This is a genomic window from Dactylosporangium sp. NPDC005572, from assembly GCF_040605515.1.
Classification (GTDB): domain Bacteria; phylum Actinomycetota; class Actinomycetes; order Mycobacteriales; family Micromonosporaceae; genus Dactylosporangium.
Map to the genome: position 1 here is coordinate 19,115 of NZ_JBEXCY010000054.1, position 15,285 is coordinate 34,399.

The 15,285-nt window shown below is 72.9% G+C and carries 10 protein-coding genes; 2 read left to right on the forward strand and 8 right to left on the reverse strand.

Features of this window, described 5'->3' with window-relative positions:
• Window positions 1-51 precede the first annotated feature (51 nt).
• From ABZS66_RS25190 to ABZS66_RS25220, 7 genes are all read right to left on the reverse strand, one after another.
• Entirely contained in the window at window positions 52-2,574 is a 2,523-nt protein-coding gene (locus ABZS66_RS25190; protein WP_354761596.1) for a glycosyl hydrolase family 28 protein, read from the reverse strand.
• Window positions 2,571-3,800 carry a hypothetical protein gene (locus tag ABZS66_RS25195; RefSeq protein ID WP_354761598.1) on the reverse strand — a complete coding sequence of 410 codons (1,230 nt, stop codon included), beginning with the start codon at window positions 3,798-3,800 and terminating at the stop codon, window positions 2,571-2,573. Before ABZS66_RS25195 ends, ABZS66_RS25190 begins: the two co-directional genes overlap by 4 nt.
• Entirely contained in the window at window positions 3,797-5,005 is a 1,209-nt protein-coding gene (locus tag ABZS66_RS25200) for a glycosyltransferase (protein ID WP_354761600.1), read from the reverse strand. Before ABZS66_RS25200 ends, ABZS66_RS25195 begins: the two co-directional genes overlap by 4 nt.
• Window positions 5,002-6,513, reverse strand: coding sequence for an O-antigen polymerase (locus tag ABZS66_RS25205; RefSeq protein ID WP_354761601.1), 1,512 nt, complete (start codon window positions 6,511-6,513; stop codon window positions 5,002-5,004). The genes ABZS66_RS25200 and ABZS66_RS25205 overlap by 4 nt, the downstream gene beginning before the upstream one ends.
• Window positions 6,500-7,618, reverse strand: coding sequence for a glycosyltransferase (locus tag ABZS66_RS25210; protein WP_354761603.1), 1,119 nt, complete (start codon window positions 7,616-7,618; stop codon window positions 6,500-6,502). The genes ABZS66_RS25205 and ABZS66_RS25210 overlap by 14 nt, the downstream gene beginning before the upstream one ends.
• Window positions 7,611-9,077, reverse strand: a complete 1,467-nt coding sequence (locus ABZS66_RS25215; RefSeq protein WP_354761605.1) for a serine protease — start codon at window positions 9,075-9,077, stop codon at window positions 7,611-7,613. The genes ABZS66_RS25210 and ABZS66_RS25215 overlap by 8 nt, the downstream gene beginning before the upstream one ends.
• Before the next feature lie 82 nt (window positions 9,078-9,159).
• Entirely contained in the window at window positions 9,160-10,743 is a 1,584-nt protein-coding gene (locus ABZS66_RS25220; RefSeq protein WP_354761607.1) for a sugar transferase, read from the reverse strand.
• 499 nt (window positions 10,744-11,242) lie between these two features.
• On the opposite strand from ABZS66_RS25220, the gene ABZS66_RS25225 reads away from it, so the two are divergent.
• The gene (locus ABZS66_RS25225) at window positions 11,243-12,223 is read left to right on the forward strand and encodes an LCP family protein (RefSeq protein ID WP_354761609.1); all 981 of its coding nucleotides are present in this window, start codon (window positions 11,243-11,245) and stop codon (window positions 12,221-12,223) included.
• A gap of 53 nt (window positions 12,224-12,276) precedes the next feature.
• Here ABZS66_RS25225 and ABZS66_RS25230 read toward each other — a convergent pair whose 3' ends face one another.
• Window positions 12,277-13,788: a hypothetical protein gene (locus ABZS66_RS25230; RefSeq protein WP_354761611.1), complete on the reverse strand. Its 1,512-nt coding sequence runs from the start codon at window positions 13,786-13,788 to the stop codon at window positions 12,277-12,279.
• Window positions 13,789-13,864: 76 nt separating this feature from the next.
• Here ABZS66_RS25230 and mycP point away from each other — a divergent pair, with 76 nt between their 5' ends.
• Window positions 13,865-15,241, forward strand: coding sequence for a type VII secretion-associated serine protease mycosin (gene mycP / locus ABZS66_RS25235; RefSeq protein WP_354761613.1), 1,377 nt, complete (start codon window positions 13,865-13,867; stop codon window positions 15,239-15,241).
• Window positions 15,242-15,285: the final 44 nt, after the last annotated feature.

Sequence of the window (15,285 nt, forward strand, 5' to 3'; positions counted from 1 at the left end):
CCCTAGCCGATCACCGCCCGGGGCCGTGGTCACCAGGCCGTCGGGTGCCGGTCATCGCACGATCCGCGACACGTCCGACAGCGCGATGTGCTGCCGCACGTCGCCGGCCAGCGCCGAGGTCGTGACGCCGCGGATGGTGACGGCGTCGACGTGGCGGATGAAGAAGCCGTACGCCGGCGGCGTGCTGTTGCTGGTGAGGAACGAGCTCTCCGGGTAGGCGCCGGTGTACTCCCCCGGCTCGGCCGGTATCTTGCGCACCCCGCCCGGCACCGTCTGCTGCACGTCGCTGAGCAGCAGCCCGTACAGGCGGTAGGTGGTGCCGTCGAGGATCTGCCCGGTCGCCAGCGACGGCTCGGCCACACCGGTCGCGGTGACCCCCTCGAAGCTGACCCCGCTGATCCAGCCGGGCTTCGCCGACGACTCGGTCCGCTTGCCGGCCAGCACGAAGAACGCCCGCAGGGCGCGGTCGACGGTGATCCGCCGGAACGTGATGTTCGAGATCGTCGCGCCGTCGACCGACAGCACCGTGAGCGCCGCCTTGTCGGTGTTCTTGACGAGCACGTCCTCGATGACGACGTTGCGGAACGAGCCGCGGCTCTCGGTGCCGAACTTCACCCCGTTGGCCCGCTCGGAGTGCCCGACGGTGGACAGCCGCACCACGGCGCCGTCGACGCCGGTGTTGTACGACTTGAAGCAGATCGCGTCGTCGTCGGTCCACACGTTGACCCGCTCGACGAGCACGCCGCGGCTGTCGACGATATCGATGCCGTCGCGGTTGGCGTAGAGGTTGCTGTCGATGTTGACGTCGGCGATGAGCACGCCGTCGACGGCGGCCGGGACGATCGCCCAGGCGGCCGCGTTGCGCACGTGGAGGTTGCGCACGGTGACGTTGCGGCCCTTGGTCAGCGTCATCAGGGTCGGGCGGATCGTGTCGGTGCCGCCGCTGCGCTCGATCGCCCACTCCGGCTTGCCGCCGTTGCCGTCGACCGTGCCGCCGCCCTCGACGCGCACGTTCTCGGCGCCGACCGAGAGGATGAGCGAGCGGCGCCGGTTGCCGAAGTTCTCCATGCCGGCGGCCTCGGCGTCGAAGAACGGGTACGCCGAGTCCTCGCGGGTTCCCAGCAGTATCGCATCCCGGGCGATCCACAGCGTCATGTTGGACTTCAGGCGGATCGTCCCGGTCTTGAACACGCCGCCGGAGAGCACGACCGAGCCGTTCGCCGGCACCGCGTCGATCGCCCGCTGCAGCGCCGCCGTGTCGTCGGCGACGCCGTCGCCGACCGCGTCGTACGGGGCCTTGCGCACGTCGACGACCGGGCCGGGCGGGGCGGCTACCGGGTTCGTATAGGCCATGACCTTGTCGATCGCGAGGGTGCCGGTGTCCTGGCTGCCGACGCCGAAGGACAGCCGGCCGACGTCGTCGGCACCGTCGCGGAAGGCCCAGCGCGGCACCCGCTGCTGGTTCGGGTCGATCGGCTCGAGGCGCCGCCCGTCGACGTAGACGTCGAAGCGCTGGGCCGGAACGTCGAGCACGAGGCGGATGGTGTACCACCGGTTGGCCGCGAACGACATGAGCTCATCGCGACTGCGCCCGGTGTCATAGACCAGCTTTCCCTCGCTGAACTCCAGGTTGGCCACGGTCTGGCCGCCCGAGCCCTGGACGCCGAGCGCGAGCCGGGTGCCGGAACTCTTGTCGGTCCGCACCGTGGCCTGCACGATCACCGTGCCGCCGGTGGGCGTGAACGGACGGACCGCGGTCGCGTCGCCCTTGCCGGCCCGGCTGAGCAGCAGGCTGCGGTCGAGAGCGCTGGGCAGCGCCGCGACCTGGGCCCGGGCCTCCTTGTTCACCTGGTAGCCGGGCGGCGGCGCGCCGGTCGGGGCGTCGTCGAACCGGTCGAGGACGAGGTAGCCGACGGACGGGTCGGGGTTTCGGTGGGCGTTGACGTCGTCGAGGTACAGCGCGCCGGCGTCCGGCCCGCCGCCACCGGCGGCGACGGCGGTGAGGGCGGTGGCCCGCTGCTGGAACGGCTGGGCGGCGACGACCTGCTGGCCGTCGACGAACACGTCGTAGCGCTGGACATCGGTGCGCAGCACCAGGCGCAGCGCGTACCACCGATCCCCCTGCGCCGGCTGGTTCGCCAGCTGCCCGTCGCGCAGCGCGACCGACGCCACGACCTGCCCCTCCGGGCCGCGGGCGGCGAGCAGGTCGACCGGCCCGCCGGGCCGCTCGACGAAGACCCGCGCGGCGACCTCGACGGTCCCGTCGAGCGGGCCGAACCGGCGCACCGCGCTGGCCGCGCCGGCCACCTTCAGGCTGCGGTTCACGGCGTCCGGGAACTCCGCGACGGCGACGCCGCCGGCCGGCCCGTCGGCCGCCCAGCCGCCGGGCACCTCCCCCGGCGCGCTGCCGTTGAAGTCGCTCGCGTCGTACGACCAGGTCAGCCCGCCGGTGCTCGCGCGGCCGTCGGGAGCGCCGGGCGAACCGCGCTCCGCGCCGCCACGGGGCCTGCTGGTGCAGCCCCCGGCGACCAGGGCGGCGACCAGCAGGCCCGCCGTGACCGCGCCGCCCCTCACCGCACCGCGCCCACCGGCTCCGGCGCGGGGCGCCGCGTGCCGGGCAGTGCGAGGACGACGAACGAGTACACGACCATGGCGGCCGAGGAGCCGAGCAGGTAGCCGGGGGCGCCCCACCAGATGGTGGCCAGCGGCACCAGCACGACCGCGAGGACGAGCATGACCCAGCGGGCCCGCAGCAGCGCGGCGAACTCGCCGCGCACGAACCGGCTCAGCGACGTGCCGAACGACAGGCCCAGCGCCACCTTCTCGGCGGCGGCCGCGACGAGCACCGCGCCGACCGGGATGAACGCCAGCGCCGGGACCAGCTCGTGGCCGAGCAGCACCGCGCCGGCCAGCAGCGCGCCGCCGACGACCATGAGCCCGGCCGACACGACGCCGTCGCGCAGGTCCTGCGCGGCCGTGGTGACGACCGTCTTCTCCCGCCGGTAGATGAGCACCCGGCGCAGCGTGATCGACAGGAACGACAGCGGGGCGAACACCTGCTGCAGCACCCGCACCGCGCCGAGCGTGGCCGGGGCGACGACGAACGCCGTGATCTGCAGCGCGAGGACCGGGGTCAGCCCGACGAGCAGCGCGTCGAGCGAGGCGGAGCCCATGAGGTTGCGCCGGGAGCGGACCCAGCCGGCCAGCCCGCGCAGGGCCGGCCGCCGGTGCACCCGGACCGCCGCCGCCAGCACGAACAGCACGTTGACCGCGGCCCACGACAGGCACAGCAGCAGCGGCTCGTGCAGCGCCGCGAACAGCACCATGAGACCGGCCTGCACGGCCAGCCACGCGCCGGCGTCGAAGAACGCGGCCTTCGCGGTGCCGCTGGCCACGTCGGCGGAGCGGCCGATGTCGAGGGCGATCGCGAACGGGATGCCGATCGCATAGGCGATGGCGTACTTCGGCGACGCGTCCGGCACCAGCACGCCCGACAGCGCCGCGACGAGCGCGCCGACGGCCCCGCCGAGCAGCGCCGCGGTCACCGCCCAGCGGCACGGCCACGCGTCGGCCCGCCGGTCCTTGCTCGCGTCGGACAGCAGCGTCGCCTCCGACAGGCTGCGCTGCAGCACGCCGCAGGTCAGCTGGAACACCAGCACGGCGCCGGCGGTGGCACCGACCGCCGCGAGGCCGCCGGAGTACGCCAGGGTCAGGCTGAACACCAGGCTGGTGCCCATCAGCGACAGCTGGCTCAGGCTCAGGGCGAGGCTCGACCAGGCCCCCGGTCCGAGGCGCTTCACCGGCCGGCCCCCGCCCGCGCGTCGAGCGAGTGGCGGACCGCGAGCGCGACGCCCTCCTCGATGGGCGGCGCCGAGCGGGCCGCGGGAACGTCGGCGACGGCGCCGTCGAGCAGCGCGGCGAGGGACCGCGCGGCCGCCTCGGGGTCGTCGAAGTCGGCGAAGCCGAACCGGCCGCCGGACACCGCCGCGGCCTCCGGCAGGCCGCCGACCGGGGAGATGAGCATCGGCAGGCCGCGCCGGCCGACCTCGACGGCGACCCGCCCGAACGGCTCCATCCACTTCGACGGGATGAGCACCACGTCGACCCGCGCGCAGAACGCGTCGACGTCGAGGTGGCCGGCGAGCTCGACGTCGAGCCCCTCGGCCCGGGCCAGCTCGGCCAGGGTGCGCACGTAGTCGGGGTGGCCCTCGCCGGCGACCAGCATGGACACCGCCTTGCCGGTGCCCCGGCGGTAGGCGGCGGCGGCGCGGATCGCCGACTCGATGCCCTTGACGGCGTCGAGGCGGCCGATGTACCCCGTGACAAGGTCACCGGCGGGCCGGTGCGGCGGGGTCGGCGCCGCCCCTCGCGCGCCGAGCATCGGGTACGCGACGAGGCTGCGGGCCGGGGTCGTCAGACGGGCCGCGACCAGCTCGGTCTGCACGAACCCGGACACGCAGACGGCGAGCCCGTCGGCCGGCTGGGCGGCCCGCATGATGCGGGTCTTCACCGAGCACTCGCCGCAGACCTGGGCGCACGAGGTGCCGCCCTTGAGCCGGGACCGGCGCCAGCAGGTGTCGCTCAGATCGTGGTAGACCCGCACGAACCGGGTGCCGGTCTCCTTCCGCAGCGCACGGGCCCGGCGGACCAGCCACGGGCCGGTCCGCGAGACGTTGGTGGCGACGACGACGTCGGGGCCGAAGGCCCGCAGCCGCCGGCCCAGCCGTCCGGCGATCGGCGGCCACAGCCACGCGGTGAGGAACTCCAGCCCGCGGCGGACCTTCGAGTCGGCGTGCGCCCGGCGGCCGAACGGGCGGCGGACCGCGTGCACGGTCAGCGGGCCGTCGGGGTACACCTTCTCCTCGTCGGCCGGCACGAACACCTCGACGGTCGCGAACCGGGCCAGCTCCAGCGCCGCGGCCCGGGCCGAGCGTTCGGCGCCGCCGACGGTCTCCGGCCACCACCAGTCGGCGAGCACCGCGATCTTCGGTCTCTGTGCGTTCATGCTCCTGCCTTCGCCGATATACCGCTGCCGAGGTGCGGCCCGCCACCCGCCCCGGCGGCGGTGTCCGGGTCCCGGGTGAGGCCCCAGGGCCGGAACCGCCAGCCGATGACCGTCACGACGAGCGTCACGAACGCCGCGCCGACGAGCGGGATCTGAGCGCCGAGCGGCCCGCGCAGCAGGCCGATCTGACATGCGGCGAAGAGTACCGCCAGCGCCATCGGCAGGCTGATCCGGCTGTCGCCGAGCGCGCGGTCGAGCCGGGCCGCGATCCGGCCGTAGAAGAAGAACACCACCACGACGCCGGCCAGCGAGAACTCGACGGCGACCTCGGCCCAGAACGGCAGCGACAGGTTCTGGAACGTATAGCCGCGGCTGGCCGCGACGACGTTGCCGGCCGCGATGGCCTTGCCGTCCCAGATCGACCGGGGCACCCAGAACAGCAGCGCCGAGATCAGGTGGTGGCCCCAGGTGTTGCCGTGGACGTGGACGTAGTACACCGAGTTGACGGTCTGCTGGAAGCCGTCGAAGTCGTAGGTGTAGTAGGCGTCGAGGCCGAGCCGCAGGTTGCTGCGGGACTTGTCGTTGCGGAACAGGTTCGCCAGCGGGTAGACGACGGCGAGGCCGCCGAGCATGCCGGCCGAGAACAGGGTCCGCCAGGACTGCCGCTCGAAGCGCACGAACGCGAAGGTCGCGGCGAGCATGACGCTGAACGTCGCGAACCGGTTCGCGGTCAGCGGGTTGTTGTAGATGACGTTGAGCACGGCCGAGATGCCGGTCAGGCCGAGCAGGATCAGCCGCGCCTTCGGCGTCGCGTGGTTGCGCTCGCGCAGGCAGAGCAGGCACAGCACCAGCGACACCAGGCAGACGGCGGCCGGCAGCGTGCTGAGCAGGCCGACGAGCGCCTGGTCCTTGCCGCCGCTGAGCCCGGCCTGCTTGATCGCCGCCTGCAGGGTGTCGCGGTCGGTGAACCGGACCGCGAGACCGCCGGTCTGCGGCAGGCAGGCCGCGGTGAGCAGGGTGGCCACCACGGTCGCCACGAGCGCCTGCTCGATCGTGACGCGGAACCGCCGCACGGGCGGGCCGGCCCGGACCGGTGCGCCCCGGCCGTAGCCGATCCAGAAGGTGGCCACGGCGGTGAGCAGGATGACCTGGGCGGTCACGTAGAACTGGTGCAGCGGCAGGTCGGGCCAGGCCATGATGTCGTCGCGGATCTGCACGAGCGGCGCGAAGCCGACCCACACGGCGACGAACGACCAGAACGTCACAGCGACCGGCGCGAACCGGCCGGAGAAGGTGACCTGGTACAGCGCCACCAGGCAGACGACCAGGACGACGAGCCCGAGCGCGCCGGCGAGGGTCGGGTTCGGCGCGACCAGGGTGACACCGAGCAGCGCGACGAGCGCCACGAGGGCGACCGCCGCGACGACGTCGCGGGCCCGCGCACGCGGCCGGGCCGCGTGCCGGAACCTCGGGCGCCCGTCGCGCTGCTCGGGGTCAGGAAGCGTCATCGGCGACCCAGGACGCGATGCGGCGCTTGAACACGTCGGCGGAGAAGTTCCACGCGTGCGCGCGGATCCGGTCGTGGTTCAGCGAGCCGACGTGCCGCAGGGCCGAGGCGTAGGCGGCCGGGTCGAGCGAGTCGAGCAGGAACCCGGTCTCGCCGTGCACGACGGTCTCCAGCAGCCCGCCGCGGCGCACGCCGAGCACCGGGGTGCCGCAGGCCTGGGCCTCGACCGGGATGATCCCGAAGTCCTCGTGGGCCGGGAACAGCAGCGCGAGGGCGCCCCAGTACAGCTCCCGCAGCCGCTCCCGCGGCGGGCGGTGCTCGAACGTGACCGGCACCCGGGCCTTCTCCGCCTCGCGCCGCAGGTTCGCCTCCTCCGGGCCGGAGCCCGCGATGACCAGCGGGATCCCGGCGGCGTCCGCGATGCGGATGATGAGATCGAAGTTTTTGTACCCCACCCAGCGGCCGAGGCCGAGCAGGTAGCCGCGCTGCTGCATGCGCTCGTGCGCGGGCGCGGCCGCGAAGTAGTCGACGTCGACCGGCGGGTGGATGACCCGGGAGTCGCGGTTCCAGAACCGGCGCAGCCGCGACTGCACCTCCATCGAGTTCGCGGCGTAGCTGTGCACGTGCCGGCTGAGCCGCACGTCGGCCGCCTGCAGCGCCTTGCGGGGCAGGGTGAGCAGGCCGTTGGAGCCGCGGCCGTCGAAGTCGGGGCTCCAGACGTAGCGGGCCGGCGAGTGCACGTAGCTCAGGTACCGGGTGTCCTCCGACGAGCCGAGCTTCACGGTGTGCGCGAAGGCGTGGCTCGAGGAGACGACCACGTCGAAGTGCTCCCTGGTCAGGGTGCGCCAGGTCAGCGGCATGACCGGCAGCGCCAGCGGCTTGGCGTGCCGCAGCGGGGTCTTCGCCAGCCACGACTCCTGGAACCCGGAGCCGCGCTGGGCGGCCGGGTCGCGCCACAGCACGAACGGCTTGGCCTGCGGCAGCACCTCGTGCATGGCGACGAAGACGTTCTCCGATCCGCCGGTCACGGCGAACCACTCGTGCACCAGGGCGATCGACTTGCCCGGCAGCAGCGTCTCCGGCGCCTGTGCGCGCAGGTCATCCACGTGCGTCCTCCCTGTCTCCGAGCGGCCTGCCCGGCTGTGGTCTGTTCGGGGCCCGGTCCTGGAAGTCTCGCCGGGACAGGACCACCGTCTCGTCGCCGCCCGTCGCGGCCGGCAGCACGACGGTCTGGTCCATGTCGACCCGGCGCAGCACGACCGTGGCGTCGGCTTCGACGGGCCGCGCGTCGGGCGCCGGCTGCGGCGGCTGCGGTTGCGGCGCCGCCGGTGGCTGCGGCGTCGGCTGCGGCTTCCGTTTTGGCAGGATGCGCCGCCCGCCGCGCTCCAGCAGCAGCACGAGCGTGGCGCCGGCGGCCAGGTACAGCACATACTGCAGCCACGCGCCCTGGTTGTCGACCGAGTCGCCGTCGAGGGACAGCCGCTTGGCGGCCCGGTCGCGGTAGACCTCGGCGTAGACGTGCGTGGGGTCGCTCTTGAGCACGGCGTCGAACTTGCCGACGGCCAGCGCGAACTTCCCGGCGAAGTAGGCGGCGAGGGCGTCGCGGTAGGCCCGGTCGACGTCCGTCAGCTGGTTGGTGACGCCGGCCTGCGCGAGCAGCTTCTGCAGGTGCAGCATCGTGATCAGGTCGGGGGTCGCGTCGTTCTGCGCGTTGGGGTCGCCGTCGACCAGCGCGATCAGCCGGCCGTCGGTGTTCACGACCGCGCCGCCGCGGGCGTCTGGGCCGAGCTCGCCGCTGAGACCGAACCGGTTCGTGGCGGTGCGGTCGGTGACGGTGAGGGTCTTCGCCTTGATCGTGTAGGTGCCGGCGGCCGTCTCGCTCGACGCCGGGCCGTAGCCGACCGCGACGACGCTGTCACCCGGCGTCGGGTCGCTGCCCGGACCGAGCTCGATGACCGGCAGGCCGGGCCGCTGCAGCCGGACGAGCGCGGCGTTGCCGGCGTTGGCCGGCAGCACCGACTGGATCGTCCCGGGGATCGCCGGCGTCGTGGCCAGTTCGGGCGTCGCGATGTCGATCTGGCCGAGCACCCGCACGGCCGGCCGGCTGCTCGCCTTCTCGCCGGTGAACGACGAGGCGGCCTGGATCGACTCGACGAAGCCGTCGAGCTTTTCCGGTGCGAGGGTGCCCTGGGTGACCAGATCGCGACCGTACCGGTACAGCGCGTTGACCAGGATGATGTCGTCGCCCGGCTGCACGCACAGCGTCGTGGTCAGCACGTCGCCCTGGGGGTCGACGACGACACCGCTGCACCGGCGCAGGACGGTCACCGGGGCGGGCGTGCGCGGCTGGCCGGTCTTCGTGTCGCGGAGCATGCCGGTGTACGTGACCTCGAGGTACACCGTCGACGCGCTCACCATCGCGATCGCCGGCTCGTTGCGCGTGTAGGTCAGCGCCGGAGCCGCCACCGCGGGAACACTCACCGTCACGATCCCCAGCACGCCCAGCAGAGCGACCATCGCCGCGAACGAGCCCCGCCGACGGCACATCGCCAGGCTAGGGAACATGTCGTCTCCGGGCGGCGAGAGGTGGGTGCCGCCGTACACACAGCATTCTAGGCAACGCTCGGGTCGGACGTGTCTCGCACCGTCACCGGCCGCCACCGCGGAACACCTCGGCCACGGTACGCAGGACGACCTTGACGTCCAGCCAGATCGACCAGTTCTCGATGTAATAGTTGTCGAAGCGCGCCCGGTCGGAGATCGGAGTGTCGCCGCGCAGGCCACTGACCTGGGCCAGGCCGGTCAGGCCGACCGGCGCCCGGTGGCGCATCGCGTAATCGGGGTGCTCGGCCGAGAACTGGTCGACGAAGTACGGCCGCTCGGGCCGCGGCCCGACGATCGTCATGTCGCCGCGCATGATGTTCCACAGCTGCGGCAGCTCGTCGAGCGAGGTGCGGCGGATGAACTTGCCGACCGGGCCGACCCGCTTGTCGTGCGCGATGTTCCAGTTGGTCTGCGACTCGGCCTCGTTCACCGGCCGCATCGAGCGGAACTTGATGAGATCGAACGGCTTGCCGAACTGGCCGATGCGCTGCTGCTTGAAGAAGATGCCCTTGCCACCCTCCAGCCGTACCGCGAGCGCGGTGACCAGCAGGATCGGGCTGAGCAGCAGCAGCGCGACGCCGGAGAGCACGACGTCGGAGGCGCGCTTCACGAACCACTTGAGGCCGGTGATCGTCGGGCGGCGCACCCGCACGACCGGGATCGCGCCGATGTGGTCGGGGCTGGAGCTGCCCGAGCTGAACTCGCGCAGGCGCGGCACCATCCACAGGTCGTACTGCGCGGTCTCCGACGAGCGCACGACCGGCAGCAGGCGCGACTCGGGCAGGTCGATGTCGGCGATGACGATGACGTCGCAGTCGACCATCCGCGCGATCTCGTCGAGGTCGTCGAACCGGCCGATGAGCGGGGTGCTCTCCTTGAGCTCGTGCGCGGTCGTCTCGACGTCGACGAAGCCCGCGAAGCGCAGCCCGTACTGCGGGTAACGGCGCAGCAACCGGGCGAGCTCGATCGCGACCGGTCCGCCGCCCAGGATGATGGCGCTGTGCTCCACCCAGCGGCGCCGGCGGGCCAGGCGGACGGAGATGTAGTTGAACGCCCGGCCGATCAGGACCAGGACCGCGGAGACGGCGACCACCCGCAGGTACGACGACAGGTTTTCGGCCGACTCGTGCCGGATCGCGACGACGATGCTCACCATGGCGCCGGCGACGAGCATCCGGCCGATGAGGGTGGGCAGGTCGTCGAGGAAGCTCAGGTGGCGGCGGGCGCCGTAGAGGCCGCCGGCGGCGAACAGGGCGACGGTGAGGGCGGCCGCGGCGACGATGCTCTTCCAGTGCTGCTGGAAGTGGACGGCGGGCAGCGCGAACGCCACGAAGTCGACGGGCAGCGACAGCATCCACACGCGCAGTGGGCGGGTCTTGCGCGCGACCGAGGATCCGAGATACGGCAGCACCACCGTCGAACCGCTGATCGCGTCGTTCGCGACGCTCCGGCGCGGCTCCGGCGCGGGCCTGGGCTCCGGCGCGGGCCTGGGCTCCGGTGCCGCCTCGTGAACGGGCGCCCGGCTGTACTCGAAGGTGCGGTCGAGGTCCTCCTCGGCCGGGCGCTGCGACGGCAACCACCAGTCGCCGCGGCCAGTGTCGGGCTCGGCGATCGGTTGCGGGTCCACTGAATCGTCGTCAGCGGGCGCGTATCGCCCCGGATCCAGCTGCATGACTCCCCCGCAATAACGGCGATCCACTTCGCCGCGTCTGATGGTTGAGGATGTTAAGACCAGGCTGTCGGATTCCACCACCCTGCACGGTTTGCTGTTGTTGCGTGGTGAGAGACGCATCACAGTAGCCCCTGGCCATCCAAGCGCATTTCGAGCGGTCACGCGTCGGACAAAGCGGCAATCGCCCCATTCATGGGCCTTGGCATTTTCCGCAATTCTGGACACTTGCCCCGCATCGCCGCCGCCCGGCCCGGGTCTTGGCACCGGCCGGGAAATCCGCGGTACCTATGGCGGGACGTCCGTCAGTACGATCGTCGCCATGCCAAGGGGAGAACCGTCTACCGACAGTGACGCCACGTCAGTGATCGAGCAGATTCCGGGGCAGCGCCGCAGGGGACGCGGTGGCCCGGAGTCGCCCGTATCGCCTGATGAGGCCGTGCCGGCGAAGAAGCGGATGAGCCGCAAGAAGCGGATCTGGCTGATCGTCGCGGCATCACTTGTCGTGATCATCGGCGGGTCGCTGCTCGGCGTCAGCCTCTGGGTGCGGTCCGTGACCGGTGACGTCAAGCGGGTCGACGCCTTCAGCGAGGTGCCCGAGGCCGACCGGCCGCAGAAGGCCGAGGCCGCCAAGGGCGCGATGAACTTCCTGCTGCTCGGCAGCGACACCCGCGACCCCGAGAACCAGGGCGGATCGCGCAGCGACACGATCATCGTGTTGCATCTGGACAACAATCGGTCCAAGGCGCAGATGGTGTCCATTCCTCGGGACACCTGGGTCTACGTGCCGAAGTCCAAGAACGGGAAGTTCGGCGACACCAACGCGAAGATCAACGCCTCCTACGCGTGGGGCGGGGTGCCGCTGGTGGTGCAGACCGTCGAGCGGTTCACCGGCGTCCGCATCGACCACGTGGCGATCGTCGACTTCTCCGGTTTCCGCGAGATCGTCGACGCGCTCGGCGGCGTCGAGATCGACGTGACCGAGAGCTTCACGTCGACCCACTCGCTGAACCCCGACGGCAAGCGGCACTTCGAGAAGGGCCTGCAGACGATGGACGGCGCGGCCGCCCTCGACTACGCCCGCGAGCGCTACGCGTTCAAGGACGGCGACTTCGCCCGCATCCGTCACCAGCAGCAGGTCATCAAGGCCATCCTCAACAAGGCCGCCTCGGGCGGCACGCTGACCAACCCGGCGCGGCTCAACTCGTTCCTGCACGCGACCGCCGACTCGGTGACCGTCGACGGGACGTTGAACATCTTCGACATGGCGATGGAGCTGCGCAGCCTGCGCGGCGACGACCTGTCGTTCTACACCAGCCCCACCAAGGGCACGGGCATGATGGGCTCGGAGAGCGTCGTGCTGGCCGACACCGACAAGGTGAAGCCCTTCTACGACGCGCTGCGCGAGGACCAGCCCCTCCCCGCTCCCACGAAGTAGCGCGCATACGAAGAAGGGCCCCCTGCGCAGGGGGCCCTTCTTCGTGCGTCCGTTCAGCTGTGGCGCTTCCAGAGGTCGCGGTACGGCTCCCAGTCACCGCCGAGGGTCTCCTGGCAGAGCGTCTCCATGTAGAGCGCGGAGTTGCCCTCGTCGCGGTTCCACCAGATGCCGCACAGCGCCCGGTCGTCGTTGTTCTTCAGCGCGTACTCGACGTACGAGCCGGAGGCGCCGCTGCCGCCCGTCTTCGGGCCCGGCGCGGCCTGGCCGGGGGCGAGCGACTCGCCCGACGTGTTGAGCTTGCTGCGGAAGGTGCGGCCGGCGTCCCGGTCGACCTGGGAGCGGTAGCGCACGAAGTGCAGGGTGACGCCACCGTACCGGCACAGCACGCGCTTCGACTGGTCGTCGGCGAGCTTCGGGCCGCCCGGGTCGGTGTCGGTCTGGCAGCCGCCCATGTCGTTGAGCCACGGCGTCGCCAGGGGCTCCAGGTCGCCGTCGAACTTCGGCTTGTTCAGCGTGGCCTGCGCCGACTCGAACGTCTTGCCCGCCGGGCTGGGCGTTGCCGACGCCGTCGGGTCGCCGGCCGCCGTGCCGCCGCCACCGCCGAACTTCCCGCCGGTGCCGACGAGGTAGCCACCGCCGCCGGCCAGCACCGCCACCACGAGGCCGGTGACGATGCTCGCGACGAGCGCCTTGCGGCCGCCCGACGGGCCGCCGAGGTCGATCGGCTCATCTTCGGCGATCGGCGCGGTCCAGCCGGGCGTCTGCTGCGGCGGCACCGAGACCGGCTGCGCCGGCGGCCACGACGAGCCCTGCTGCGGCGGCACGGACACCGGCTGCGGCGGTACCGAGACCGGCTGGGCCGGCGTCGGCACCGCGGACGGCGCCCACGTGCCGGGGGGCGCCTGCGCGGCGGTCCACGAGCCGGGCGCCGGCTGCGGCGGCAGCGGGTACTGGTGCTCCTGCATCGCGCCCGGGGCGCCGGGCGGGCTGGAGATCGGTGCCGCGCCGCCCTGCTGCGGGTACGCCGGGGCGCCCTGCTGCTGGTACGGAGGGCCGCTCTGCTGCTGGTACGGAGGGCCGCTCTGCTGCGGGTACGGCTGACCGCCCGGCTGCTGGTACGGCGGGGCGCTCTGCTGCGGGTACGGCGGGGCCGAGGCCTGCCCGTACGGCGGCGCCGACGTCTGGCCGTACGGCGGGACGGACGCCTGGCCGTAGCCCTGCCCGTACTGTTGCGGCGGCTGGGCGTAGGGCTGCTGCCCGTACTGCGGCTGCGGCGGCTGGGCCTGCGGCTGGGGCGGCCCGTACTGCTGTTGCGGCTGGGGCGGCTGCCCGTATTGTGGCTGCTGTCCGTAGGGGTTCGCGCCCGGCATCGCCACGGGAGGCGGGCCCGGCTGCCCGGGAGCGCCCGGGGCCGGCAGCCAGTTCGGCGCGACCGCCTCGGTCTGCTCCCACTCCGACGGCTCCGCCTCCGGCCGCTGCGTCGGAGGCACGGCCCATGGCGACGGCGGGCTGACTCCCTGCGGGTGCTGGCCGGGTGGTGGTTGCTGGCGCGCCTCGTCACTCACAGGCCGCAGGGTACCAACGCAAGGCCAGGAGTCCACAGGCCAACACCCTCGCGACCGGCGCGCTACCCTGTCGCTCGTGCAGCTCGGGAATCGATGGACGGCGCGGCTCCTCACCGTCGCGCTGCTCGGCGTGGCCGCGCCGGCGCTGCCGGTCCTCACCGGGGTCGCCGCGGCGGCCTGCGGGCCCAGCTACAGCGACCAGCTCACCGACACGCCATGGCCGCTCGCCCGGCTGCAGCCGGAGTCGGTCTGGCCGCTCACCACGGGCGCGGGCGTGACGGTCGCGGTGATCGACAACGGGGTCTCGACCACCCACCCGTCGCTCAAGGGCCAGGTGCTGCCGGGCAAGAACTACGTCGCCACCGGCACCGCCGACTGTGACCTGGTCGCCCACGGCACGTTCGTCGCCGGGATCATCGCCGGCCTCAAGCTGCCCAACACGGGCTTCTACGGCGTGGCGCCGGGCGCGAAGATCCTCCCGATCCGGGTCGTCGAGGACGACCAGAAGTCGCACGACACCAACCTGCCGAACGTCATCGCCGACGCCATCAACTTCGCCGTCGACAACAACGCCTCGGTGATCAATCTCTCGCTGGTCACCCAGAACACCCCGCAGCTGGCCGCCGCCGTGGCCCGCGCGGTGAGCCGCAACGTGATCGTGGTGGCCGCGGCCGGCAACGACGGCGCCACCCAGACCGGCAACCAGTCCGCCTACCCGGCGGCCTACGACGGCGTCATCGCGGTCGCCGGCGTCGACGAGAACGACAAGCACGTCGCCACCTCCACCACCGGCGACTTCGTCGACGTGGCCGCCCCGGGCGTGCGCATCCAGGGCCCGGCCCCGCAGGGCGGCGGCTTCGGCCTGCGCTCCGGCGGCGGCACGAGCTTCGCCGCCCCGTATGTCGCGGGCACCGCCGCGCTGCTGCGCGCCTACTACCCCAACGCCACGGCCAAGGAGATCACCGACCGCATCACGACCACCGCCGACCACCCACCGGCGGGCCGCGATCAGGAGGTCGGCTACGGCACCGTGAACCCGTACCGGGCCGTCGCCACGATCCAGGGCGGCACCGGTGCCGGAGCGTCCGCCGGCCCGGCGTCGCGGCTGGCCCCGAGCACGACCGGCACGACGGACTCGCATCTGCCGGCGATCTGGACCGCGCTGGGCGCGCTGCTGCTCACGGCGCTGGTCTGGGTCGGCCTGATCGCGCAGCGGGCGCACCGCCGCCGACTCGGCACGGACGACCTCGCCCCGGCGTTCTCCTCGCCCTCGTCCCGGCCGTCCCGCCCCGGCGCCCGCGCGCGCGGCGACGAACCCGGCAGCGAGTTCACGGCCACCGGCCCGGTCGTGCGCCGCGGCGCCCAGGCCCGCGGCCTGGCGGCGGCGGAGCGCCGCGGCCTGAGCATGCCGACGGCGACGGGCGGCAGCGGCCCGCCGACCCGCCCGAACTGACCCCGCCACCTGACCCCGGCGAACTGGCTCGGCGAGCCGACCCC

Coding starts and splice junctions, on each gene's coding strand:
- ABZS66_RS25200 (WP_354761600.1), bottom strand. CDS start 5,005: ATGAACGCACAGAGACCGAAGATCGCGGTGCTCGCCGACTGGTGGTGG.
- ABZS66_RS25205 (WP_354761601.1), bottom strand. CDS start 6,513: ATGACGCTTCCTGACCCCGAGCAGCGCGACGGGCGCCCGAGGTTCCGG.
- ABZS66_RS25215 (WP_354761605.1), bottom strand. CDS start 9,077: ATGTTCCCTAGCCTGGCGATGTGCCGTCGGCGGGGCTCGTTCGCGGCG.
- ABZS66_RS25225 (WP_354761609.1), top strand. CDS start 11,243: ATGAGCCGCAAGAAGCGGATCTGGCTGATCGTCGCGGCATCACTTGTC.